Source organism: Clostridioides sp. ES-W-0016-02, from assembly GCF_020641035.1.
Lineage (GTDB): Bacteria > Bacillota > Clostridia > Peptostreptococcales > Peptostreptococcaceae > Clostridioides.
The window spans coordinates 1,599,810-1,623,831 of sequence record NZ_CP061361.1 but is presented as its reverse complement, the minus strand read 5'-3'; the positions used below and the strand labels follow the sequence as shown (position 1 = coordinate 1,623,831).

Genomic DNA, 24,022 nt, shown 5'->3' with positions numbered 1-24,022 from the left:
CTTAAGTTACATTATTATTCTAAATTCCATCATTAATATTTAATCAATACTTTATCATACATGAATTAAATTATTATAAAACTAAAAAATATTAATCTATACTTGAGATTATTGTAAAATAAAAAACTGAATATCAATAAAAGTTTAATAAAAAACTTTATCAATATTCAGTATCAATTTTTAGTTACATATCAAATTTTCTAATGCATCATTAGGAGCTACAATAGGATAAACATCATAGTCTTTATCTATATCACATTGTAAAAACACAGGTTTATTAAAATCTATTGCATCCAAAATTCTTTCTAATCCTTCCATATCACATGCTTTATATCCATCTATATTATAAGCATTTACAAGCTTAACATAGTCTACATTTTCATTAATATCAGTTTGAGAGTATCTTTGATTAGAAAATAATTTCTGCCATTGTCTTACCATTCCTAGAGTTCTATTATTAAGCAATAAAATAAGCATAGGTACATTATAATTTGCAACTGTAGCTAACTCATTACAATTCATTCTAAAGCTTCCATCACCAGTAACTAAAACTACATTTTTATCTAAATTACCAACTTTAGTTCCAATAGCTGCTCCTAGACCAAATCCCATAGTTCCTAGACCTGCTGATGTTATAAAACTTTTATTTCCTTTAAAATCCCAATACTTTGCAGACCACATTTGGTGCTGGCCAACATCAGTAACAACTACAGTTGGATTTGCCAATTGCTCGTATTTTTCGTTTATTTTTCTAAGTATATTCTGTGGATGAAACTCTTTTTCCTCTACACCCTCACCTTTTCTAAAGGTCTTTATTTCCTCTTTCCAATTGCTATTGTCCTTACCTTCAACTCTTTCTAGTAGTAGACTAAGAACCATCTTTACATCTCCAACTAAAGATATATTGGACTTTATATTTTTACTTATTTCAGATGGGTCTATATCTATGTGTATTACTTTTGCATTTTTAGCAAATTCAGAACTTTTACTTATTACTCTATCACTAAATCTTGCACCTATCGCTATCACTAAATCTGAATTAGAAAGTGCTAAGTTACTTTCTCTACTTCCATGCATTCCAACCATTCCAAGAGATAATTCATTTTTTCTATCTATATTTCCAAGTCCCATAAGTGTATTTAATATAGGTGTATCTATCTTAGTTGCAAATTTTACAAGAACTTCTTCACTATTGGATGATTTAACACCTCCACCAGCATATATTATAGGTTTTTTAGACTCTTTTATCATCTCCACTGCATCTTTTAAAAGTTTAAAGTTGTTTTCATCATCTAAGTCAAAATCATCCTTATAATCCATATACTCATCTATTTGACATAAACCATAGTCCTCATCATTAAAATCCATTTCTGCTAAAAACAAATCCTTTGGAACATCCACAAGTACAGGTCCTTTTCTACCTGAGTTTGCAACTTTAAAAGCTTCTTTTATTGTAGGTACTAACTCTTTAGTATTTCTAACTAGATAATTGTGCTTTGTCATAGATAAGGTTGCTCCAGTTATATCAATTTCTTGAAAAGAATCTTTCCCCAATAAACTAGTTGGAACTTGACCTGAAATTACAACCATAGGAGAAGAATCCATAAAGGCTGTTGCTATACCAGTTATAGCATTCGTTGCTCCTGGTCCAGATGTTGTAAAACAAACCCCCACTGTATTAGTGCTTCTTGCATATCCATCTGCTGCATGAACCAAACCTTGTTCATGTGAAGTCCTTATATGTTTAAAATAATCTGTATAATCATATAGAGCATCATAAAGAGGTATTACTGCTCCACCAGGATATCCAAATATTGTGTCAACTCCCTCTTTCTTTAAACATTCTAAAATTACCTTTGCTCCGTTCATACGCACTACTATGCACCACTCTTTCCCTCAAACTAATCCATTTAATATATTTATTTCAAGAATGACATCATACTTCTTAAATTTCTACCAACTTCAGCTATTTCTGTAGCATATTCTGCTTCTCTAGTTTTTAGGAAGTTTTCACGCCCTTCTTCATTTTCTTTAATCCATGCCTTAGCAAATTTTCCATTTTGTATATCTTCTAATACATCCTGCATACCTTGTTTTGCTGCATCAGTTATTACTCTTTTACCAGATACATAATCTCCATATTCTGCTGTATCGCTTATGCTGTATCTCATTCTTTCAAATCCACCTTCATATATAAGGTCAACTATTAGTTTCATTTCATGTAGACATTCAAAATATGCTACTTCCTTTTGATACCCTGCATCTACAAGTGTCTTATATCCTAATTTTATAAGTTCACTTATACCACCACAAAGTACTGATTGCTCTCCAAATAAGTCAGTTTCTGTTTCTTCTTTAAAAGTAGTTTCTAAAACACCTGCTCTTGTAGCTCCTATTCCTTTTGCATATGCCAAAACTGTCTCTGTGGCTTTTTTAGTGTAATCTTGATATACTGCAAACAATGCTGGAACTCCACTTCCTTTAGTAAATACATTTCTAACTAAGTGACCAGGTCCTTTAGGAGCTACCATTACAACATCAACAAATTCTGGTGGTTGTACTTGATTATAGTGTATATTGAATCCATGTGCAAATGCTAATGTTTGACCTTCTTTTAAATTATCTCTAACGCTTTCTTCATAAACTTTCTTTTGCTTTTCATCAGGCATTAACAACATTGTTAAATCACTTTCTCTCGTAGCCTCTGCTACACTCTTTACTTCAAATCCATCTTCCTTTGCTTTTTGCGCTGACTTACTTCCATCATAAAGTCCTATCACTACATCCACACCATTATCTCTAAGGTTTTGTGCATGTGCATGACCTTGACTTCCATAGCCTAAAACTGCAACCTTTTTATTTTTTAAAACCTCTAAATTTACATCATTTTCATAATACATCTTTGCCATCTTTACTTCCTCCCAATATTTTCTCTCAATTATTTTGTGATATTTATTTTTATTAGAAATTTATACTCATTATCATTGATTCTATGCTACTTAACAAACTTTATTTTCTAATTTATAGAATTTTAATCTTCAGAATCTCAATATTTATAGTTTTAATAATCTTAATATTTATAATTTTCAGTTTTTAGAATTTGTAATAGGTTTATAATTTCAATAATAATCGTATTTTTAATCTAAAATTTTTCTCATCTAATATTTTTCTTTAGTTTTTATTTAAACATTAGTTTCTTCATACTAGTTTTTAATTTTTATAAGTCATATTTAATTAGTGTCTTACTTGTTCAACAGTTATTTCTCTTATATCATGTAGTTTCTTCATGTGATTTAAGACACTATCTAGAGATGTCTTTTCTTCATTTACTATCAATTTTATACCTGAATTATTCATATTATCTACAGTCATACTTATTGATTGTATATCAACTTCTCTTCTTCTAAGTGTCATCGCCACTCTTAAAAAAGAATCTATTCCTTGGTTTAATTTAGCATATACAGTATTTTCCATAAAAAACTCCTCCTTATTTTTTATTATTATTTTCATTAATTTTATATGGATTAATCTTTTATATCGCTCAAAATAAAAAAACTTTCATCTTTATAAGCAATATAAATATTACTTATAAGGACGAAAGTTAAATTCCGCGGTACCACCTTATTTGTAGATATAAAAAATATATCTACCACTCTTTTTTCAGGTCGGGTAATTGATTACCTTAACCTTAGCCATATAACGTTGGCAGACGTTTGTACTTACTAAAATATATTCAGTACAAAAGCTCCAGAGTGATCATTATACTACTGTTAACACCAATTCTCAGCAACATTGGTTCTCTGTAGATAACTCTATTAGTATTGTTGTCTCTGTCATTGCTTTTATCTATCTAATTTTTTTAACTTTGTTTTGCTGTTAATATAGATTATATTATCTATCTTTTGGAATGTCAACGACTTTTTTAAAATTTTCAGATTATTTTTTTTCTTCGCAATAATCACTTTTTTATATTTTAAATGAACATTTGAAATAATCGTTTTCATATTATTATCTTATATCCATTTTTTTTAAGCCAATTTTCTTTATCTTTATACTCTGGCATAATATTTTTTACCAAATCATAAAATTTTTTTGAGTGATTCATATGTAATAAATGACTAAACTCATGTACTATTATATAGTCAATTACATCTAATCTCGCCATAGATATTTTTGAATTTATATAAATATTTTTTTGAGATGTACAACTCCCCCATCTACTTTTTTGTTCTTTTACTTTTACATTAACTGGTGTTAGTTGCTTCATTATATCACAATTCGACTTAAGAAAATCGATTCTTTCTGAAACAATTCTTTGACTTTCATTTTTGTACCAACACTGTAAAGATTTTTTGATAAAATCTTTACTTAGGTCATTTGTTTTAACAATTATTTTATATTCTTCAAGATTTATTTTACACTTACTTTTTTTCGCACAATCATCCAAAGTTTTATTTACAACTAAGCAATATTCTTCACCAAGATAAAGAAATTTGTCACCTGTCATAAATGTTCTTTGCTTGTATGCTTCCTCTCTGTCTTTATACTCACCAGATTTTTTAAGTATCCAGTCTCCTTTTTTAATTATTATTTCTTCTATTATTTTTTTAGAAACTTTAGGTGGACTTATTACAACTACTTTGCCAAATGAGTCTATTTTTATGCAAATATTTTTTCTATTTTTATACAGTAATACTGCTTCTATTTCTTTATTTTTAAAATTAATATTTAAAATCTGATAACCTTTGCTCATCATTTTCATTAATTTCTTTTTTCCTTATTTGCTCTACAATTTATAAGTTCAGCTGCTATACACACAGCTATTTCTGCTGGTGTTTGAGCATCTAGTTTTATTCCTATTGGAGCATGTACTTTATTTAGTTCTTGCTTACTGAACCCCTTTTTCATAAGTTTTTCGTATGTCAATCCAATTTTTGTTCTACTTCCAATCATACCTATATAGCAAGGATTCGTTTTAAGAGCCCATTCCAATGAACTTGAATCATATAGATGACCTCTCGTTAAAATAATTATATAGCTATTCTCATCAATTGGAAAATCTGGTATATTTTCAAAAGAATCTAAAACTACCACTTCTGAGTGTGGAAATCTTTCAGAATTAGCAAATTCCTCTCTATCATCTATTACTATTGTTCTAAACTCTAGAAGTGATAATATTACTGCTACATCTTTTGAAATATGACCTGCACCAAATATATATGCTTTACTTATATTTTCTTTTAAGTTTTTATTAAATCTTTCTAAATTGCTTTTCAAATTACTATCAATAAAATCTATCTGTATTTCTCCAGTACCACCACATATCATTCCAAGCTTTGCTATATCAGTTTTATTTAGAGTAAATTTATACAACATTGACTCTCTATTTTTTATAACATTAATTGAATGTTTTATGCATGTTGCTTCTACACTTCCCCCACCTACAGAACCAAATATAGAGCCATCACTTTTTACAATCATCATTGCTCCAGTTTCACGTGGTGTTGAACCTGAGTGAGAAGTTATTGTAGCAAATGCAAAGTCCTCATTATTTTCTATTAACTTTATCGCTTGTTCATATATATTCATATATTTCTCCTTACTAGTCTATTTAAAAATCTTCTATATGTCTACTTTAAGTTTTTTATTACTTTGTCTGGTATTACAAACTCAACTGGCCCCATATACCCAGGAGCTACTTCATATTCATCAAAACTAATTACAAGGTTTCCATCTTTATTAAAATAGAAATCTTGATACTTATTTATAGACTTAAAATTTTTTACTGGGGAATCTTTTTCTTGGTCTATAAAATATGATTTTGTATTGTCTTTCTTAATTTGATTTTTCATCTGTCCTTTTATATTATCACTTATAGCATCCATATATCTACTATCTTTAAAAAATATTGGTAAGTTTAATAGTATTTCTCTATTTTTATCAATAGTATAATGTGTTTTAGTTACATATGAGGAAGCTTCTATCTCTTCTTTTTTAACTTCTATAGATAAAAAGCCCTTAGAATTATTTTTTACACTATAACTTACATTTAAGTATCTATGACCTTTGTTGTTTTCTTTTTTCATTTTATTTTGAAATTCACTATAAAGTTTTTTCCCATTTTCCATAAATTCATTGTTTAATTTATTCTCTAAATCTTTATCTTTTAAACCTTCTATTTTAGGAATTTTGATATTGACTTCATAATTATCTTGTTTCAAACTATAATTTTTAGCATTTATCACTTTTATCGGATTATTTTTTATAACTCTATCAGAAGAACTTCCTGCAAATATAGGATTTACATTTACTAATGCTACAAGTAGACACACTGAAATCACAGCAATTTTAAATATAGATTTTTTAAGTTTTTTATATGTATTCATATTAACCTCCTTAATATATTTATATATAAATTACTATTCTATTTACAAATTTTTTATTACTTTATATGGAATTACAAATTCTACTGAACCCATATAACCAGGTGCTACTTCAAACTGGTCAAAACAAATTACAAGGTCTTCATTTTTATTAAAATAGAAATCTTGATATTTATTTATTGTTTTAAAATCTTTAACAGGAGAATCTTTCCCCTGATCTATAAAATATGATTTTGTGCTGTCATTTTTCATTTGATTTCGCATTTGTTCTTTTATATTATTACTAATAACTTTTATATATTTATCATCCTTAAAAAGCATAGGTAAAGTTAAAACTATTTGTCTTTTTTTATCAACATTATAATGTATTTTGCTCACATATGATGATGCTTCTATCTCATTTTTTGTCATTTCTATTGATAGAAAATCTTTAGAATTATTTTTAACACTATAACTTAAGCTTAAATACTTATGTTCCTTATTTTTTGATAATTCTATTTTTTCCATTCTATTTTGAAATTCATCATAAAGCCTCTTTCCATCTTCCATAAAACTATTATTTAATCTCTTCTCTAAATTTTTATCTTTTAAACCTTGTATTTTAGGAATATCAATTTTAGCTTCATAGTTTTCGTTTTTTAAACTATAATTTTTTATAGTTACTACTTTTACTAATCCTCCAATTATAGGTAATTTAGAAAAGTTATCTGCAAATACAGGGCTAATATTTACTAATACTATAAACATACAGGCTGAAGCCATAATGACTTTAAATCTCCATTTATTTATCTTTTTATTTTGTTCGCAATATATATCTTTTATTTTTTTATGATTTATTATAGTATCTAGTTTCTTTGGTATTGGAATTTTATGATACTCATCTCTTAACTTATCTAACCTTTCTTTGTTCGTCATTCTTTTTATCCCTACTCTTCAATTTTTAATTTTAATTTTTTTAAAGCAGTGTATAACCTAGTTTTAACAGTATTCACATTTTCATCCAATATTATTGCTACTTCTTCAATCTTTAAATCCTCAAAAAATCTCAATATTATAATAGATTTATATTCAATAGGTAATTCTTCTAATGCTTTTTTTAAGTCTAAATCAGTATACTTATCACATTCTCCTGTCTCATCTATAAGAGTGATATCTGTCATATTATTATATTTGCGGTTTTTTCTAATAAAATCTATACTCGTTCTAACTAGAATTTTATAAAACCATGTTTTTATATAATTTACTTCTTTAAGGTTTTCTACTGAATATAGAGCCTTATACATGGCTTCTTGAACCACATCTAATGCGTCCTCTTCATTTTTTGTATAACTATATGCAATTCTATAAAAAGAGTCTTTATTATCGATAATGTATCTCTCAACTTTCCTTCTCTTTAAACTCTTAAACATTCCTGTAAAATCTCCCTCCGGCTACAGGCTAGGATTGAGTTTTTATAGATTCTATCTCTCTACTTTTGCACTTTCATTCAATTTTTTTATGTGCTCAATATATTTTTCGTTTAAAATAGATTCTCTTACTAAACTCTGACACTCATTAAGACTTTTTTGTCTTTCTCTTTTATCAGTAACTTTGACTATATGATATCCATAACTAGTTTCAAAAACACCTGAAACCTCATTTTTCTTTAATTTGAATACTTTTTTTGTAAATTCAGCATTTTTATCATTCTTTGAAAAATATCCTAGCTGACCTCCATTTTTTCCAGTCGCTTTGTCATCTGAATATTTTTTAGCCAATGCTTCAAAACTTTCTCCATTTTTGATTTTAGTCAATATACTCTCTGCCTCTTTTTTTAAAGCTTCTTTTTTATCCTTACTTACTTCTTTTTTATTTTTGTCTAAAGTTGATATCAATATTTGAGAAGCACTTACTTCTTCTACGTTAAAATCTTTTTTATGATTTACATAATAAGATTCCATCTCAGCATCACTTATATTTATTTTATTTTCAAAGGCTTTTTTACTTTTGTCTATGGCTAAATCTCTAGATATTTCTTGCTTTAAATATTCCTTATCTACACCTGCTTTGTCCATTTTTTCTTTATAGCTTGTATTCAAATTCATTTCATTTTCTAGTTCTTGATATTTTGAGTCTATCTCACCTTTACTTGGAGTTAATCCTTTATCCTTAGCCTCTTGATATAAAAGTTCATTATCCACCATAAACGATATTATAACATTTTCTAATTTATTTCTACCTTTTTTATCTAAACTTTTTTCCATTTCATCTAAAGATTGACCATTTATATAACTGTTAGTAGCAGATAATACTGCCTTTGTTTTTTCATATTGCGCCTTTGTGATTTCTACATCATTCACTTTAGCTAAACTTTTATTACAACCAACCATCATTAAAGATAGTACTCCGACCATTCCTACACAAAGTTTTTTATTCAAAACACTTACACCTCACTCATTTTTTATTTTCAATTTTTAAAACTCTTAATCAACATTTTTTATTTTTACTATTCCAAATTACGTAACCAATAATTTTTTGGTATCTGATTTTGCTCTACTGCTGCAAATTCATAGCCTTCATCTGATAAAAATTTTAAAATTGAATCTAAAGCTTCTGCACTTTGTTTTTTCTCATGCATTAAAACTACAAGTTGATCCTTATCTTCACCTTTTCTATTCTTAATATGAGCTTTTACATTCTGTACAATTTGTGCAGAATTAGATTTCCAGTCTTCAGTATCTAAATCCCAATCCCAAATTTTATACCCTGCATCAACTAAGGCTTGATATGAAGCTTGTGGAGTATATGGTTTACTTCCATAAGGAATTCTTATTACTTTTGAATGTTTACCAGTTATACTATAAAGAGTCTGATCATTCGTATCAAATTCATCTTTTGCTGATGTACTAGTAACATAAAGTTTATGAATATCATGAGATACACTATGAAAACCTGCTGTGTTCCCATTTTTAATTATATTTTTAACTTGCTGTGGATATTCCTTCATATTTCCATCTATCATAAAAAAAGTTGCTTTAACATTATACTTATTTAAAGTTTTTATCATTTGGTCAGTAAATTTAGATGGACCATCATCTATAGTTATGTATGCTACTTTTCCAGAACTTTTACTAGGCCCTTTACTAACTTCTGCTGATGTATTAGATATTATATCTGTAATAGTAGAACTTGATAGTTTAGCATTTCTACTAATTTCATCTTCTTTCATGTTCATATAACTAACTCGTATGCCAATTATTATAAATGCTAAACAGACTACTATAGCACTTAAAAGCAAATACAATCTCTTTCTATTTATTTTTTTCTTTTTATTTCTCATCGTTCGACCTCCAATATTACTATATTTTTACATTTATATTTTTGTAGTATTTTAGAATCAGAATCTACACTACATATATATAGACGTTGAACTTCGACAAAAAGTTTTACTTAATTTTTAAAATTTGTTATTTTGCTGATTATTATGCTGTATAATTTCTGTATAATTGTATAGAATGTTGAAAATTGAGTATTATATAGTGTTTTTTACAATTAATACTAGTTAAAATGTCGTTTCTAATTTTTAAAATTTATAATTTTTTTTCTATAAAATAGAAATTTAAAATAAGAAATATATTAAGAAAATAATATTATTTCTTGTTTTGACCTTATATTTTATATATTCATATACATTTGTTTTTGTTATTAAATAAAAATTTATAAACTTGTCTACAAAGTGTTATACTTTATAGGAAACTTTTTACATTACAACATAATAATTTGTTACAATATAAGTATTAGTTGTATAAAAATTCTAAAAATATTATTGGGAGGTATTGTTTATGAAGGTAATTTCTTTAATTGAAAATATTTCTGGCTCCAAAAACTTAAAATCTGAACATGGTTTATCTTTATTTTTAGAAATTAATGATAAAAGATATATATTAGATACAGGAAAAAGTGGAAATTTTATAGAAAATGCTAAAAATTTAAATGTTGATTTATTAAATTTAGATGCACTTGTAATATCTCATAATCATTCCGACCATATTGGCGGTATAGATAAATTTTTTGAAATTAATAAAGATATTAACGTTTATATAAAATCTCAAGCTAAATTATATGAATATTTCTACCATAACGAAAATCAGCAAGAAAACTACTATATAGGAAATAGAAAGGGCTTATTTGAAGATTTTAATAAAAACTTTATTTGGATAGATGATTTTTACAAACTTAGTGAAAATCTTTATATCTTCTCTGATAAAAACAATAATAAAGATTTCTTTTGTAGAGATAAAAATCTGTTAAAATTTAAGGACAATATGTTTATTGAAGATGATTTTAAACACGAATTATTCTTAGTATATGTGGATGGAGACTATGTATCAATAATAAGTAGTTGTAGTCATAGTGGAATTGTAAATATCGCTCATACTGTTAAAAAATACTTTCCAGATAAATCAATTAAGTTTATTATTGGAGGATTTCATATGGATAATTTATCAAAACAAGGTGGACTTAACTGTTCTACAGAATACATAGATGATGTCATAAAGGAACTTAACACAATTGGTTTTCAGAAAATATATACATTCCATTGTACAGGATTAGTTGCATTTGATTACATGAAAAAATTACTTGGAGACAAAATAGAGTATTTTAAGACAGGTGATTTTTTAGAAGTGTAATTATAAAAGCTAAAAATAAAAAAATAAAATCCCAATCTATCTACGTTATAGATTGAGATTTTATTTTTTATATAATCATAAAGTATTTATAAACTAGTTAGACTCATTTTTTGTTTTCTTAGTCATATAAGCATACACTGGCAAGCCTATAGCTGTTATTATAAGACCTCCAACAGATATCATAGTAGTTTTCATACCCGCGAAGCATAATTGATTAACTACGACAAATATACCACTCACTATAGCTATTATTGGAACAATTGGATATAGTGGTACTTTGTATTCTCTTGGTATATCTGGGTGAGTTTTTCTAAGCTTCATTACCCCTATAAATGTCAATACATAGAATATCCAAGTAGCAAATACTGCTAAATCAGTTAATAAATTAAATTGACCTGATAAAGCATAGATAGCTGCAAGAACAGATACTAATACTATAGAATTTGCTGGAACTTGAGCAGAATTTAATTTAGAAAATACTTTATATTTAGGCAAAGTTTTATCTGTTGCTAAAGTATAGGCCACTCTTGAACCAGTTAATAAGAATCCATTTAATGCTCCAAATACTGAAATTAATATACCTACAGATATTATTTTTCCACCTATTGAACCAAATATAACCTCAGCAACTGCTGATGCTGGTGAAGCGTAATTAGCTAGCTCACTAGCTGGTAATACCCAAAGATATGCTAAGTTTATTACAAAGTAAACAGCCATAACCACTGATAATCCACCTATTATAGCTTTTGGAAGGTCTTTTCCTGGATTTTTCATTTCTCCAGCCAAAGTACCAACATTCATCCATCCATCAAATGCAAATAATATAGCAATTAAAACTTGACCTATTACACTTCCTAGACTTAATCCTTCACCAACCATAGGACTAAGTATTGGATTATCTCCACTGCCTTTAATAAATCCAACAATCATTATTAATATAAGTGGTATTAATTTACATATTGTAGAAATTGTTTGTATAGCTCCCCCAGTTTTTGAACCCAACATATTCAGCCCTGCAACTATCACTATAATTCCAATTGCTATTGGAAGTAATAATGATGAATTACCAATTAAAGCTGATGCTTGCTCTCCAAATATGACACCTAATGCTGCCATCATCCCAGGATAAAATAATACAATTTGCATCCATCCAGTTAAAAATCCCAATTTATCTCCATAAATCTCTTTTATATATACCATCATTCCACCAGTTTTTGGTATTGCAACTGATACCTCTGCAGCTGTAAGACCAGCTGTTATAGTTATGATTCCTGCTATTAACCATGCCAATATACCGAGTCCTGGAGCTCCTCCAGTTAATGTATAAACTGCTTGCGGTTTAAAAAATACACCTGCTCCTATTACTGAACCTACAACAGTTGATAATGCTGCAGATACACCAAGAGTCTTTTTTAGCTCACTATTTCCCATTTTTTTCCTCCTACTTCATCCTATTTAATTTTAATTTCATAGTTATATAAGCATCTACTATGCCAATATTATAGAAAAATAGTTTTTATTATTTATTAAGATAAAATAACATATGCTAAACTTTTGTAAATTTTAATTTTTAAGTAAAATTAAAATTTTTTAAAAAAATTATAAAAATTAAAAATCCCAATATGATGATACATTCTTCATAACAGTTAAATTGTTTTACATTTCAATATCTATTTATCTATTAAAATAGATTCTATCCACAAGTAAAAGTTAATTTAAACCTTTTGCAATAAATTTTCACTGTTTTTCAAAAACATTTTATTATATTTTTGTAATTTGTATTTTATTCTTAATGTTTTTGACTAAATAGTATCACTTTTATTTATTTTATAGCTTGTTTTATAGTAATAAATAATTTAACAATTTATTATAACCCAAATTAAACCATAAATCAAAACTAATATTTTATTTTTTAGTAAAAAATAAAATATTAGTTTTGAAAACGTTTACTTTTTGTTAAAATTTATATCTATTTCATCTTAAAACATATCCTTTTTCAGACCATATTATTCAATATGAAAATTAATTTAAAATTATTTTTCTTAAATATTAATTATATAATCATAGTTTTTCTAAAATAAATAATGTATTATAATCGTTTTATTGATAAATTGTATACATAATAAACTTAAGTAAGAAACCTGTGATTTTCCTCTACAATATAAAACAGAAAATAAGAAAGTATACCATTTTTTTTAAAAAACGGTATACTTTCTTATTTTCTATCAATCTATTTTTATTCTATTTTCTTCTTTTAATTAATTCTTTTTTTATTTCATCAATTTCAACACCTTTTTCTATCATTAAAACCAATGTATGATATACTAAATCACTAATCTCATAAATAAGTTCACTTTTATCTTCATTTTTTGAGGCTATAATTACTTCACTGCTTTCTTCTCCAACTTTTTTAAGAATTTTATCTAAACCTTTGTCAAATAGATAGTTAGTATAAGACCCCTCAATAGGATTGTTTTTTCTTTCATTTATTAAATCATATAATTCTTTTAATGTATTTTTTTGTACTTCAAAGTCAATTTTATCAGTATCATCAAATAAATCTCTATAGAAACAAGAGTAATTACCTGTATGGCAAGCTACACCTGTTTGTTCAACTAAAAGTAATATTGTATCTACATCACAATCATAAGAAATCTTGACCACTTTTTGAATATTTCCAGATGTCTCACCTTTAACCCATAATTCTTGTCTACTTCTGCTAAAGTAACAAGCTATTTTGTCTTTTAAAGTTTTCTTTATAGACTCCTCATTCATATATGCTAACATCAATACATCTTTACTTATTATATCCTGAACAACAGCAGGAACTAATCCTTTATCATCAAATTTTACATTTTTTATAAATTCTTCAAATTTTTCACTGCATACATTATTACATTTATCATTCATTTTTCCAATCTCCTTATAGATATTTAATTTATAATCTTACTTCTACACCCATTTCTTTTAAATACTTTTTCAAATCCTTTATTTTTATCTCTCCAAAATGAAAAACAGATGCTGCTAAGATTCCATCTACATTAGATTCTTTGACTGCTTCATAGAAATCTTCCATTTTCCCAGCCCCTCCAGATGCTATAACAGGTACATTTACTAAAGATGTTATTTTTGACAGTAACTCTATATCATATCCATTTTTCATTCCATCTTCATCCATACTATTTACAACAATCTCTCCAGCTCCAAGTTCAACACCTTTGACTGCCCATTCAATTGCATCTAAATCTGTTTTCTCTCTACCGCCTTTTACATATACACTCCATGAACCCGCTTCATTTTTTTTTGCATCTATTGATAAAACTACACATTGTGCACCAAACTTTAGTGAGGCTTCTCTTATTAATTCAGGATTTTTTACTGCTGATGAATTTATAGAAACTTTATCTGCACCTTTTCTTAAAATATTAGTAAAGTCTTCTAATTTATTTACTCCTCCACCTACACAAAATGGAATATTTATATTTTCTGCAACTTTAGATACAAATTCCAAAGATGTCTTTCTTTCTTCATTTGATGCAGTTATATCATAAAATACAAGTTCATCTGCGCCACAGTCACTATAAAATTTTCCAAGGACTTCTGGACTGTCCACATCCACTATATCTGTAAATTTTTTCCCTTTTACAACTCTTCCATTTCGTACATCTAAACATGGTATTATTCTTCTAGTAAGCATAGTTGTTGAGCCTCCTTAAAGTCTATCTTCTTATCATAAAGTGCTTTACCTATTATTGCTCCATATAAGTTCATATCTTTAAGTTTTTTAATATCTTCAATAGAAGTCACTCCCCCAGAAGCAATAACATTTAAAGATGTCTCTTTTGATATTTTTTCATATATATCAAAGTTTGGACCTTGAAGCATACCATCTTTTGATATGTCTGTATAAACAATCGTCTTTACTCCTATTTTTTCAAGTTGTTTACATAAAGTCAGAGAATCTACATTGCTTACAACTTCCCAACCTCTAACCGCTACCTTTCCATTTTTAGCATCAATTGAAACAACAATTTTTTCTTGATATTCATTAACCAACTCTTCAACTAACTCCATATTTTCAATTGCGATACTCCCAAGTATCACTCTAGTAACACCTGCTTTTATTAAACTTTGAACTTTCTCCTTATCTCTAACCCCTCCACCTACTTGAATAGGTATTTTTATATTGTTTGCTATATTTTCAATTGTTTTTGTATTTACACCAAATTCACTTCTAGCTCCATTTAAATCTACTATATGTATATATTCTGCACCTTCATTTTTCCATTTATATGCTACTTCTAATGGATTATCATAATATACATTTACTTTGTCAAAATCACCTTGAGTTAATCTTACACACTTGTTATCCTTTATATCTATTGCTGGAAATATTATCATTTTATCATCTCCCCATATGCTCTTAATATATTTAAACCTACTTCTCCACTTTTTTCTGGATGAAATTGTATACCATATACATTATCTTTTCTAACTATTGCTGGAATCTTCTTCTCATACTCTGAAAACGCAACAAGTTCTTCATTTGATGAATTTGCATAATATGAATGAACAAAGTATACATAGTCATCTTCTTTAATATATTTAAGAATATCATCATTTTTCTTATTAAATTTTAGATTATTCCATCCCATATGTGGAACTTTTAAACTTATATCCAGTTTATCAATGCTACCTTCTATAAGACCTAACCCTTCATATTCTCCATATTCATAGCTTTTTTCATAAAGTAATTGCATGCCTAAACATATGCCTATTAAAAACTTTCCCTTTGACACATGTTCTTTTATTATTGGCACTAAATCTAGCTTATTTAAAGCATTTATAGAATCTCTAAAAGCTCCAACACCTGGAAGTATTAGTGAATTTGCCTTCTTTATTTCATTTAAATTGTTAGAAATTTTAGTTTCTATTCCAGCCTTCTTAAAACCTCTAGATACAGAATCTATATTTCCTAGACCATAATCTACTATTATATTCATTTTATAAGACCCCCTTTGAAGATGCTATTTCATTGGAAATTACTTCGCTACCTTCTTTCAATGCTCTTGCAAATGCTTTAAAAATACTTTCTATTTTGTGATGGTCATTTTCTCCATACAAAAGATTAATATGTAAAGTTACTCTAGATTCATTTACAAAAGCTCTAAAAAATTCTTTAAAACATTGAGTACTCATACTACCAATCGTTTGAGTATCAAACTTTGCATTAAATACAAGATATGGTCTGTTGCTTATATCAATAGACACCATGGATAAAGATTCATCCATAGGTATGTAGATAGTAGAATATCTTCTTATTCCTTTTTTATCCCCTAAAGCATTTTTAAATGCCTCTCCTACAGCTATACCTATGTCCTCCACACTATGATGGTCATCTACATATATATCTCCTTTACAAATAATCTTTAAATCAAACTTACCATGAAACGCCATTAAAGTAAGCATATGGTCTAAAAATCCAATTCCAGTATCTACCTCAACTTTTCCAGTACCATCAATGTTTAGTTCTACTAAAATCTGTGTTTCAAGCGTATTTCTTTCTATCTTCCAAACTCTCATACCTAATTCTCCTTTTGAAAAATATCTTTTATAGCATTTGCAAACATAATATTTTCTTCTTTATCACCAATTGTAACTCTATAATAATTTTCTAGTTTTCCACTAAACTTTCTTATTAGTACTCCTCTATCAATCAGCTTTTGTGATAAATTTTCTATCTCAGAGTAAAATAATATAAAGTTTGCTTGTGACTCATACGCTTTGATACCCATATCAATTATTTCTTTATACAATTTTGCTCTTTCTTTTTTTACTTCATCTATATAGGACTTAACTACTTCTTTATTTTTCAATGCTCTTGTAGCAATGAAATCGGACAATGAATTTAAGTTATATGGAGGTCTTACCTTCTCAACAGAGTTTATCAAACTACTATTAGATAGCATATATCCAGTTCTTATCCCAGCTAATCCAAATGCCTTTGATAGAGTTCTAAGAACGATTAAGTTTTCATACTCAAAAACATTCTCTAACATGCTTTCTTCCCCAAAATCCATATATGCTTCATCTAAAACTACTAAACTGTTAGTTGAGTTTAAAAGTTTTATTATGTCTTCTCTTTTAAGTATTGCCCCTGTTGGATTATTAGGATTACAAACAATTACTATCTTTGGATTATTTTCTTTTACTGTTTCAATTACATCATCTATATTTATAACTAAATTTTCATCACTCTCAACACCTATAAACTTTGAACCATTTATCTGACTGTATATAGAGTACATGCTAAAACTTGGAGAAAAACTTAATATTGTTTCATCTTTATCTACAAAAGTATGTATTATCAAATCAATTATTTCACTTGAACCATTTCCTACTAAAAGGTTTTTCTTACTTACTCCAGAAATATCTATGTAATTTATTATAGACTCTTTTAAATCGCTATAAGAGTCTTCAGGATATAAATTTAAATCTATATCGCTATCTCCAAGCTCTTTAACAAGATACTTGAACAACTTTTTATTTCCTTCATTTGCATCAAGCTTTACCTTACAATTTACATGATTTGGTTCGTATCCCTTTAGTTCTCTTATACTTTCTTTTTCTCTCAATCTAAACCTCTCCTTGTCAATTTTAATTATATTTTAGTTATCAATTTCCTTAAACAAACGAATTATATTTTGAATTTGTTCATACTTAAATCTATAACTAGCTCTATTTGATATAATCCTAGCGCTTATATCGCATATATCTTCTAATATTTCAAGTCCATTTGCTTTAAGTGTATTACCTGTCTCAACTATATCAACAATTACATCTGATAAGCCTACTATTGGAGCTAGTTCAACAGAACCATTTAGTTTTATTATTTCAATTTTTTGACCTTTTTCTTTAAAGTATTTTTTTGCTATATTTGGGTACTTTGTTGCCACTTTTAAATATTCATCTTTTCTATATATACTATCTCCCTTTAATCCTGCTACTGCAAATTTACACTTTCCAAAACCTAAATCATATATTTCATATACATCTGTTTCATTTTCTAAAATAGTATCTTTCCCTGCTATACCAAGGTCAGCAACTCCTTTTTCAACATAGGTAACCACATCTGATGGTTTTACATGTATATATATGATTTTATTTTTTTCATCTTTAAAAATTAACTTTCTTGTATCAGTATCTATACTGTCTCCCAAGCCCATTTTTTTAAATTTTTTAAATGATTCCCCTTCTATTCTTCCTTTTGCTAGTGCTATAGTTAAATAATCCAAAATAATACCTCCTTTTCAATCTTACTTATATACATACTTCATTAGCTCATCAACACTTAATGTAAATCCAATAGCTGGAATTTCTTTTCCATACTCTTTAGTTAGAGAATCATATCTTCCACCGCTTAGAATTTCTTTATATGAGTCTGGATAGTATCCTCTAAACATAACTCCTTCATAATAGTCAAGCATTGTAATCATTGATAAATCAAATCTAGCTTTATCTAAAAAATTACATTCCTCAATTAAATCGTTTATTTGTTTTAACTCTTCAAGTGCTTGTTTCATCTTATCATTACAATAGAATTTTTGCGCCTTTTCAATAACATTATATAGATTACCTTGAAAACTTAAGATATTTGATAATAATTCTTTTACATCATTTTTAATTTTTAAATCTTCAATATATACTTTTAATTCATGGTTATTTTTGGTATATAATAAGTTTTTAATTTGATTTTCACAATTCTTATTCAATTTTAATTCCTCTAATAATCCATTAATATATTTACTACTCCCAACTTCCAAAATGAAATTATTGTTGTACTTTTCAAGTATCTTAAGGGCCAATTTTACCACTTCTCTATCTGCTTCTACAGAAGATTCTCCTAAATACTCACAACCTATCTGTCTTATCTCTTTTATTCCAACTGTATTCTTATTTTTATATATAGATGAATTATAAAAAAGTTTAAGTTTTAAACCCTCTTCCCATCTTGGTATGAGGCTTTTTATTATACTTGTAGTTATATCAGCTCTTAACACCATTACTCTTCCATTTACAACCTTTACCATAGATTCTTTTGGGATTTTACTATTTATATTTGTAAATTCATCATATTCTTCAAATAATTGTGGTTCTATTTGAAAATATTCTTCATCTAAGAAAAGCCTGTCTATTTCTCTTTTTAATTTGTATCTTTTTTTAGAATAAATAACCTCATCTTCAATTCTTAAAAATTTCATACTCTCACCCTTTTCATTAAAATTACTCTTACATTTGCAAATTTAAAACAATAAAAAAGCCATATAGGCTTTATACCTATATGGCTATAATTTTCTTTTAAAATTACTTCCCATCATAGATACAAGACCAATTACACTAAAAACAGGGCTTGTGTCTATGAATCAATTTCATATTACAATCCCTTTAATCTATGATGATGGTGATGATTTAATTTTATATTTAATTTTTCTACATTTAATCTCACCATGATAATTTCCTCCCAAATATTTTTTATTAATATTCTAAATTTACAGTTTTTTTATTACTATTAATAATAATATACTTTTCAAAAATTGGCAATAGTTATTTAAAAATTTAAATAAAATATTTTATATGATTTTTTATTTGTACAGTTAGATATTTAATCTTTACTTAATTTGGAAGTTTTGTGTATAAAAAATGAAATTTCGGGAAAAATTGTAATAATTTAAAAAAACTTATTAAAATATAGTATAATAAGTATATCTTAATGTAAAGGGATGATTTTATGTATAAATATGATGACTATGTAAATTTAACAAATGATTTAGATTTGCCTGTAGAAATTAGAAATAAATGTGTTAGAATTGTTAGTGTGTCAGAGAATTTAGAGGATATAATTATAGTACATAAATTCAAACTATATGTCGTAAATGAGAAATACATTAAAGGAATTATGGAATAGACATTTTGAATATGCTATTTTTATAAACAGGTTATTATAAATATAATTGTATTTATAATAAGGAACTGTCTTATAGTAGAAGATAGATTCTATATAAGACAGTTCTTTTTATTTTCTTCATTGTAGAAATTTTAGTATCAATTAACTGGGTTCTTAAACTATAAAACATACAATAAAACAGCTAAAAAGTGGAATAAAGAACCTAACATAATAAAAATATGAAATATCTCATGAAATCCAAATTCAGGACTTATGTTTGGCTTCTTAATAATGTAAATAACTGCACCTATAGAGTAAGATACACCTTCTATTATTAATAAGTTAAGACAATCCTTAGGAATTGAATTAAATGCATTTATATCAAAGACAATTGCCCACCCCATAAGTAAATATAGACTTGTAGACAACCATCTAGGTGCATCCATCCAAAATATTTTTATTACTATACCAATAAATGCAACTATCCATATTGCTGTAGTAAATATTATTCCCTCTTCTTTTTGCATAAAATATAAGCATATTGGTGTATATGAACCAGCAATCAATACATAAATCATTGCGTGGTCTACTTTTCTGAAAAATAATTCTTGTTCTGGTGTACCTTTTAAAAAATGATAATATGAGCTTGCACTATAAAGAGCAATTAATGATAATCCAAATACAGACACAGACACTATCATCAAAAAAGAAGTTTGTTGTAAAGATATAGATTGAAAAATTAAAATTATAGTAGCTATAAGAGATAAACAAGCCCCTATAAAATGAGTTAAACTACTTATTGGGTCTCTACCCTTTAAAAAAAATTGATACATTTCGTCCTCCTACAATTATGTATTTTAAAAATTACATTTTATATATAGTTTTTAATACTATATTATAAATTTAATTATACCACTTTATATATCTTTTGCAACCATTAATATTGTTTTATTTTCTAAATTAGTGTATTATAAATATTATGGAGGTAACATATGATGAACAATGAATTAAATACCATAATACTGGAAACGCTAAATAATACAGATATAACTTCAAATGATATTCCATCTATTGACCTATATATAGATCAGATTATTTCTCTAATTGACAGTAAACTTTCTGCCAATAAAAGATTTGAGGATGATAAAATTCTCACTAAAACAATGATAAATAATTATAGTAAAGAAGGATTAATCAAACCAATTAAGGGAAAAAAATATACCAAAGAACAAATCTTACAAATGATAATCATTTATTCTATGAAAAATACACTTACAATACAAGAGATTAAAAGAATCTTAAATGGTGTATACGAAAAAGATGATTTCAACGGAGAAGATTTAGTGGCATGTTATGAAAAGTTTATATCAATAAAAGAAAGGCAAAGAAATAATATGCCAAACTTTATAGAGTCTAATTTTGAAAATATCAGTATTAATCCAGAAAATAAAGGTGATTTATTGATAGCCTTACTAAGCCTAACTTCAATGGCTGACCAATTAAAAAGTATTTCAGAAAAAATAGTAGATACTTTTTTCCAAGATACTCCCAAAAAATAATTTTAATAAAGTAAGACTGAAAATAAATATTAAAATACAATACAGCTTAAATTAATCATTATTGTATACAATATAATTTTCAGTCTAAATATTAATACTTTCTATTTTTAACTCTTTCAAGAATCTCCATATCTAAAGTTTACAAATTTAATTTTATTCTATTTAAGTTTTGACAATGTGAACAATTCAAATTAACTTGAATTTGTTTATACCCTATGAAAACGGCTTGTTTAAGTATACCAGTGCCATCATCTATCATCACTACATTGTCTTTTATCTCTACATGGAAATTATTTTCTTGATTACACCAATAACAATCATACTTCTCATTACTTTTTTCTTCTCGCATGATTTTCGCCTCCTTCAATATAGGTTTCTACATTAAGAGAGGTTTTTCCTTTATATTTTCAATAAAATAAAATATTATAACTAAAACTTCATAGAATCTACTATGCCTTCTATTTTTTCAGATGCTTTTTCTATTGCACTTTGTCTTTCTTCTTCACTAGTTCCAGTTCCATCTACTAATAATTCATCAAATTTTTTGATTCCTATAAATTTCATGATACTTTCCACATAATTTACCCCTTTATTCATAACTGGTTTTAGTACCCATGGTATATGTCCACCTGAAGATTGTATATATACCATACTTCTATCAATATCATTCAGTATTCCTTGTGGTTTATCATCACCTTCAAAAGATATAGTTTTTCCATCTTGAATTATACAATCTATATATTCTTTAAGTGGTGCTGGAAAAGATAAACTCCACATAGGTGCTGCTATTACATATACACTTGCACTCACAAATTGGTCACAAAGGCTTCTAATTTTTGCAAGTTCTTTTCTATCCTTATCATCTAATTGCTTAGCGGCTTCTTCGCTGACTATACTATTTCTCTTTTCGAAGTATTGATATTCTAGTCTTGGTATATGCTCTTTATAAAGATCTATTTCTTCAACTTCAAAATCCTTATTTTTTTCTATAAATTTATTGATAAACTTTCTTGCTACAGTTTTACTTGAAGATAAATCTTCTGGTTTTGAATTCACATTTATATATAATAATTTTTTCTTCATAAGCTCACTCCTAAGATTATTTTTATATTATTATTTCACAAAAATAACCATTCTATTCTGTAATTAAATTATAAAGTTAATAGAAATATATTTGTTAAATAATCTTAAAAAGTAAATTGATAGAGTACAGGAATAAAACATAATTTATTATATAATATAATTTTAAATATTTTAAAATTCTAATCAAGAAATTACCTATAGTATTTTAGGTTCCATAAAGTTATGTAAATTCCTCTCAGAGTTTCTAATTTCAATAAAAAATGGTATAGTGCTTTAACACTATACCATTAAAATTATTAAAGTATTTTTTAATACTTCTTCTTCCATTTTGCGCTTCTTCCCCTTGCAACAACCTCTATCTTATCTTGTTTTCTTAGATTATTAAAAACTCTATTTATAGTAGGTTCTGGAATATCAGGACACAAGTCCTTTATATCTTCTTTTGTAAAATATCCAAGAGTAGAATTTATTATTTTTTCTATTCTACTAGTTTTTGTCTGTCTTTTCTTATCAGATACATTTAAACTGTCATCTAACTTCTTATATGCAGTCAATATAGTTTCTAAAAAATATTCAATCCAAGCATTCATATCTGATTTTTCATTCCCTATAGATGACTTCAAATAGTTTAAGTTACTATAGTACTCATATGAACTGTCATCAAATATTTTTCCTAAACTTATATATCTTCCAACTTCATATCCATTTTTGTTTAACAGCAGTAGTATAAGTACTCTTGCCATTTTTATATTACCTTCTTTAAATGGATGTATCAAGATGAAATCTAACACAAATGCAGAAATTAATATTAATATATCAATTTCATCCTCATCTATCAATGTATTATAAGCTTCACATATTTCTTCTACAGCTTTTTCAACCTTATTAACACTTGCATCAACATTTATGAAGTCACTATTTTTTAAATTATATTCAAAGAATCCACTTTCTGATTTATAGCTTCCCCCTCTGGTAGATGAAAATTTATATAAGTATCCATGAAGTTCAAGAATTGTTTGCGAGCTTATTGGTATACTCTCATAAGCACTATTAATAGTTTTTACTACATCTCTGTATTCAACAATACTTAACTCTTCTCTACTTTTAGGTGTGACTTCATTGCTTATTAATTTTTCTAAATTAAAAGTATTACTTTCTTTTTGATTTCCAATATATGTAGATTCCGAACAATCTACTAAAGATTTTTTTTCTAGACTTTCTAAAATTTCTTTTGGTTGTTTTTTGTAAAGCAGTTGTCTACCTTTATACTCATTTATCTTAGACAACATTTTAGCTACATTCATGTTTACATACATATTTTTTAATTTGCTTTTTTTTGTAAATTCCATAAAATCACTCCATAATTAGAATTTCTCTTCTTTT

At 26.8% G+C, this 24,022-nt stretch carries 26 protein-coding genes and 1 other annotated feature; of the genes, 3 read left to right on the top strand and 23 right to left on the bottom strand.

Going from position 1 to position 24,022, the window contains the following annotated elements; genetic code table 11:
- Nucleotides 1-180: 180 nt before the first annotated feature.
- From ilvB to IC758_RS07800, 10 genes are all read right to left on the bottom strand, one after another.
- A complete protein-coding gene (ilvB, locus tag IC758_RS07845) occupies nucleotides 181-1,869 on the bottom strand; it encodes a biosynthetic-type acetolactate synthase large subunit (protein ID WP_227824256.1) in 1,689 nt (562 codons plus the stop codon).
- A 50-nt stretch (nucleotides 1,870-1,919) separates the two neighbouring features.
- The gene (gene ilvC, locus IC758_RS07840; protein ID WP_227432963.1) at nucleotides 1,920-2,909 is read right to left on the bottom strand and encodes a ketol-acid reductoisomerase; all 990 of its coding nucleotides are present in this window, start codon (nucleotides 2,907-2,909) and stop codon (nucleotides 1,920-1,922) included.
- A gap of 325 nt (nucleotides 2,910-3,234) precedes the next feature.
- A complete protein-coding gene (locus IC758_RS07835; RefSeq protein ID WP_227432962.1) occupies nucleotides 3,235-3,474 on the bottom strand; it encodes an ACT domain-containing protein in 240 nt (79 codons plus the stop codon).
- 113 nt (nucleotides 3,475-3,587) lie between these two features.
- Nucleotides 3,588-3,846, bottom strand: a binding site (T-box leader).
- Nucleotides 3,847-4,000: 154 nt separating this feature from the next.
- Nucleotides 4,001-4,762 carry a M48 family metallopeptidase gene (locus tag IC758_RS07830; protein WP_227860861.1) on the bottom strand — a complete coding sequence of 254 codons (762 nt, stop codon included), beginning with the start codon at nucleotides 4,760-4,762 and terminating at the stop codon, nucleotides 4,001-4,003.
- The gene (locus IC758_RS07825) at nucleotides 4,762-5,589 is read right to left on the bottom strand and encodes an XdhC family protein (RefSeq protein WP_227432959.1); all 828 of its coding nucleotides are present in this window, start codon (nucleotides 5,587-5,589) and stop codon (nucleotides 4,762-4,764) included. Before IC758_RS07825 ends, IC758_RS07830 begins: the two co-directional genes overlap by 1 nt.
- A gap of 41 nt (nucleotides 5,590-5,630) precedes the next feature.
- Entirely contained in the window at nucleotides 5,631-6,386 is a 756-nt protein-coding gene (locus tag IC758_RS07820) for a DUF3298 and DUF4163 domain-containing protein (RefSeq protein WP_227432957.1), read from the bottom strand.
- A 42-nt stretch (nucleotides 6,387-6,428) separates the two neighbouring features.
- Nucleotides 6,429-7,298: a DUF3298 and DUF4163 domain-containing protein gene (locus tag IC758_RS07815; RefSeq protein WP_227831123.1), complete on the bottom strand. Its 870-nt coding sequence runs from the start codon at nucleotides 7,296-7,298 to the stop codon at nucleotides 6,429-6,431.
- An 11-nt stretch (nucleotides 7,299-7,309) separates the two neighbouring features.
- A complete protein-coding gene (locus IC758_RS07810) occupies nucleotides 7,310-7,792 on the bottom strand; it encodes a sigma-70 family RNA polymerase sigma factor (RefSeq protein ID WP_227432953.1) in 483 nt (160 codons plus the stop codon).
- Between the two features lie 51 nt (nucleotides 7,793-7,843).
- Nucleotides 7,844-8,800 (bottom strand): peptidylprolyl isomerase, encoded by a 957-nt coding sequence (locus IC758_RS07805; RefSeq protein ID WP_227432952.1) that lies wholly within the window; start codon nucleotides 8,798-8,800, stop codon nucleotides 7,844-7,846.
- Between the two features lie 68 nt (nucleotides 8,801-8,868).
- A complete protein-coding gene (locus IC758_RS07800) occupies nucleotides 8,869-9,702 on the bottom strand; it encodes a polysaccharide deacetylase family protein (protein ID WP_227432951.1) in 834 nt (277 codons plus the stop codon).
- A gap of 502 nt (nucleotides 9,703-10,204) precedes the next feature.
- Here IC758_RS07800 and IC758_RS07795 point away from each other — a divergent pair.
- Nucleotides 10,205-11,053, top strand: a complete 849-nt coding sequence (locus tag IC758_RS07795) for an MBL fold metallo-hydrolase (RefSeq protein WP_227823751.1) — start codon at nucleotides 10,205-10,207, stop codon at nucleotides 11,051-11,053.
- Between the two features lie 93 nt (nucleotides 11,054-11,146).
- Here the strand turns inward: IC758_RS07795 and IC758_RS07790 are convergent, their stop codons facing one another.
- The 9 genes from IC758_RS07790 to IC758_RS07750 form a co-directional block, all read right to left on the bottom strand.
- On the bottom strand, nucleotides 11,147-12,484 hold the full coding sequence (locus tag IC758_RS07790) for an APC family permease (protein WP_227860860.1): 1,338 nt from the start codon (nucleotides 12,482-12,484) through the stop codon (nucleotides 11,147-11,149).
- An 810-nt stretch (nucleotides 12,485-13,294) separates the two neighbouring features.
- Nucleotides 13,295-13,963, bottom strand: coding sequence for a bifunctional phosphoribosyl-AMP cyclohydrolase/phosphoribosyl-ATP diphosphatase HisIE (hisIE, locus tag IC758_RS07785; RefSeq protein WP_227860859.1), 669 nt, complete (start codon nucleotides 13,961-13,963; stop codon nucleotides 13,295-13,297).
- A gap of 28 nt (nucleotides 13,964-13,991) precedes the next feature.
- Nucleotides 13,992-14,750, bottom strand: a complete 759-nt coding sequence (gene hisF / locus IC758_RS07780) for an imidazole glycerol phosphate synthase subunit HisF (RefSeq protein ID WP_227834579.1) — start codon at nucleotides 14,748-14,750, stop codon at nucleotides 13,992-13,994.
- On the bottom strand, nucleotides 14,732-15,454 hold the full coding sequence (gene hisA / locus IC758_RS07775) for a 1-(5-phosphoribosyl)-5-[(5-phosphoribosylamino)methylideneamino]imidazole-4-carboxamide isomerase (RefSeq protein WP_227823748.1): 723 nt from the start codon (nucleotides 15,452-15,454) through the stop codon (nucleotides 14,732-14,734). The genes hisF and hisA overlap by 19 nt, the downstream gene beginning before the upstream one ends.
- Nucleotides 15,451-16,056: an imidazole glycerol phosphate synthase subunit HisH gene (hisH, locus tag IC758_RS07770; RefSeq protein ID WP_227482353.1), complete on the bottom strand. Its 606-nt coding sequence runs from the start codon at nucleotides 16,054-16,056 to the stop codon at nucleotides 15,451-15,453. The genes hisA and hisH overlap by 4 nt, the downstream gene beginning before the upstream one ends.
- Nucleotide 16,057: 1 nt before the next feature.
- The gene (gene hisB, locus IC758_RS07765) at nucleotides 16,058-16,636 is read right to left on the bottom strand and encodes an imidazoleglycerol-phosphate dehydratase HisB (RefSeq protein ID WP_227432940.1); all 579 of its coding nucleotides are present in this window, start codon (nucleotides 16,634-16,636) and stop codon (nucleotides 16,058-16,060) included.
- A 2-nt stretch (nucleotides 16,637-16,638) separates the two neighbouring features.
- Nucleotides 16,639-17,688 (bottom strand): histidinol-phosphate transaminase, encoded by a 1,050-nt coding sequence (gene hisC / locus IC758_RS07760; protein WP_227834581.1) that lies wholly within the window; start codon nucleotides 17,686-17,688, stop codon nucleotides 16,639-16,641.
- Between the two features lie 33 nt (nucleotides 17,689-17,721).
- Nucleotides 17,722-18,348 carry an ATP phosphoribosyltransferase gene (gene hisG, locus IC758_RS07755; RefSeq protein WP_227432938.1) on the bottom strand — a complete coding sequence of 209 codons (627 nt, stop codon included), beginning with the start codon at nucleotides 18,346-18,348 and terminating at the stop codon, nucleotides 17,722-17,724.
- Between the two features lie 21 nt (nucleotides 18,349-18,369).
- Nucleotides 18,370-19,314 carry an ATP phosphoribosyltransferase regulatory subunit gene (locus tag IC758_RS07750; protein WP_227432936.1) on the bottom strand — a complete coding sequence of 315 codons (945 nt, stop codon included), beginning with the start codon at nucleotides 19,312-19,314 and terminating at the stop codon, nucleotides 18,370-18,372.
- A gap of 527 nt (nucleotides 19,315-19,841) precedes the next feature.
- On the opposite strand from IC758_RS07750, the gene IC758_RS07745 reads away from it, so the two are divergent.
- Nucleotides 19,842-20,018: a hypothetical protein gene (locus IC758_RS07745; protein WP_003420092.1), complete on the top strand. Its 177-nt coding sequence runs from the start codon at nucleotides 19,842-19,844 to the stop codon at nucleotides 20,016-20,018.
- Nucleotides 20,019-20,176: 158 nt separating this feature from the next.
- Here the strand turns inward: IC758_RS07745 and trhA are convergent, their stop codons facing one another.
- Nucleotides 20,177-20,830: a PAQR family membrane homeostasis protein TrhA gene (trhA, locus tag IC758_RS07740; protein ID WP_227432934.1), complete on the bottom strand. Its 654-nt coding sequence runs from the start codon at nucleotides 20,828-20,830 to the stop codon at nucleotides 20,177-20,179.
- A 159-nt stretch (nucleotides 20,831-20,989) separates the two neighbouring features.
- Between trhA and IC758_RS07735 the strand changes: the two genes are divergently transcribed.
- Nucleotides 20,990-21,556: a DUF1836 domain-containing protein gene (locus IC758_RS07735; protein ID WP_413927704.1), complete on the top strand. Its 567-nt coding sequence runs from the start codon at nucleotides 20,990-20,992 to the stop codon at nucleotides 21,554-21,556.
- 139 nt (nucleotides 21,557-21,695) lie between these two features.
- Here the strand turns inward: IC758_RS07735 and IC758_RS07730 are convergent, their stop codons facing one another.
- The 3 genes from IC758_RS07730 to IC758_RS07720 form a co-directional block, all read right to left on the bottom strand.
- Nucleotides 21,696-21,905, bottom strand: coding sequence for a hypothetical protein (locus IC758_RS07730; protein WP_227432931.1), 210 nt, complete (start codon nucleotides 21,903-21,905; stop codon nucleotides 21,696-21,698).
- Nucleotides 21,906-21,985: 80 nt separating this feature from the next.
- Nucleotides 21,986-22,639, bottom strand: a complete 654-nt coding sequence (locus IC758_RS07725) for an FMN-dependent NADH-azoreductase (RefSeq protein ID WP_227432929.1) — start codon at nucleotides 22,637-22,639, stop codon at nucleotides 21,986-21,988.
- A gap of 308 nt (nucleotides 22,640-22,947) precedes the next feature.
- The gene (locus tag IC758_RS07720; protein ID WP_227823746.1) at nucleotides 22,948-23,988 is read right to left on the bottom strand and encodes a Fic family protein; all 1,041 of its coding nucleotides are present in this window, start codon (nucleotides 23,986-23,988) and stop codon (nucleotides 22,948-22,950) included.
- Nucleotides 23,989-24,022 lie beyond the last annotated feature (34 nt).

Bases quoted from the DNA above. Each gene is read 5' to 3' on its own strand.
- ilvB (WP_227824256.1), bottom strand. From the start codon at position 1,869: ATGAACGGAGCAAAGGTAATTTTAGAATGTTTAAAGAAAGAGGGAGTT.
- ilvC (WP_227432963.1), bottom strand. From the start codon at position 2,909: ATGGCAAAGATGTATTATGAAAATGATGTAAATTTAGAGGTTTTAAAA.
- IC758_RS07835 (WP_227432962.1), bottom strand. From the start codon at position 3,474: ATGGAAAATACTGTATATGCTAAATTAAACCAAGGAATAGATTCTTTT.
- IC758_RS07830 (WP_227860861.1), bottom strand. From the start codon at position 4,762: ATGAAAATGATGAGCAAAGGTTATCAGATTTTAAATATTAATTTTAAA.
- IC758_RS07825 (WP_227432959.1), bottom strand. From the start codon at position 5,589: ATGAATATATATGAACAAGCGATAAAGTTAATAGAAAATAATGAGGAC.
- IC758_RS07820 (WP_227432957.1), bottom strand. From the start codon at position 6,386: ATGAATACATATAAAAAACTTAAAAAATCTATATTTAAAATTGCTGTG.
- IC758_RS07815 (WP_227831123.1), bottom strand. From the start codon at position 7,298: ATGACGAACAAAGAAAGGTTAGATAAGTTAAGAGATGAGTATCATAAA.
- IC758_RS07810 (WP_227432953.1), bottom strand. From the start codon at position 7,792: ATGTTTAAGAGTTTAAAGAGAAGGAAAGTTGAGAGATACATTATCGAT.
- IC758_RS07800 (WP_227432951.1), bottom strand. From the start codon at position 9,702: ATGAGAAATAAAAAGAAAAAAATAAATAGAAAGAGATTGTATTTGCTT.
- IC758_RS07795 (WP_227823751.1), top strand. From the start codon at position 10,205: ATGAAGGTAATTTCTTTAATTGAAAATATTTCTGGCTCCAAAAACTTA.
- IC758_RS07790 (WP_227860860.1), bottom strand. From the start codon at position 12,484: ATGGGAAATAGTGAGCTAAAAAAGACTCTTGGTGTATCTGCAGCATTA.
- hisIE (WP_227860859.1), bottom strand. From the start codon at position 13,963: ATGAATGATAAATGTAATAATGTATGCAGTGAAAAATTTGAAGAATTT.
- hisF (WP_227834579.1), bottom strand. From the start codon at position 14,750: ATGCTTACTAGAAGAATAATACCATGTTTAGATGTACGAAATGGAAGA.
- hisA (WP_227823748.1), bottom strand. From the start codon at position 15,454: ATGATAATATTTCCAGCAATAGATATAAAGGATAACAAGTGTGTAAGA.
- hisH (WP_227482353.1), bottom strand. From the start codon at position 16,056: ATGAATATAATAGTAGATTATGGTCTAGGAAATATAGATTCTGTATCT.
- hisB (WP_227432940.1), bottom strand. From the start codon at position 16,636: ATGAGAGTTTGGAAGATAGAAAGAAATACGCTTGAAACACAGATTTTA.
- IC758_RS07750 (WP_227432936.1), bottom strand. From the start codon at position 19,314: ATGAAATTTTTAAGAATTGAAGATGAGGTTATTTATTCTAAAAAAAGA.
- IC758_RS07745 (WP_003420092.1), top strand. From the start codon at position 19,842: ATGTATAAATATGATGACTATGTAAATTTAACAAATGATTTAGATTTG.
- trhA (WP_227432934.1), bottom strand. From the start codon at position 20,830: ATGTATCAATTTTTTTTAAAGGGTAGAGACCCAATAAGTAGTTTAACT.
- IC758_RS07735 (WP_413927704.1), top strand. From the start codon at position 20,990: ATGATGAACAATGAATTAAATACCATAATACTGGAAACGCTAAATAAT.
- IC758_RS07730 (WP_227432931.1), bottom strand. From the start codon at position 21,905: ATGCGAGAAGAAAAAAGTAATGAGAAGTATGATTGTTATTGGTGTAAT.
- IC758_RS07725 (WP_227432929.1), bottom strand. From the start codon at position 22,639: ATGAAGAAAAAATTATTATATATAAATGTGAATTCAAAACCAGAAGAT.
- IC758_RS07720 (WP_227823746.1), bottom strand. From the start codon at position 23,988: ATGGAATTTACAAAAAAAAGCAAATTAAAAAATATGTATGTAAACATG.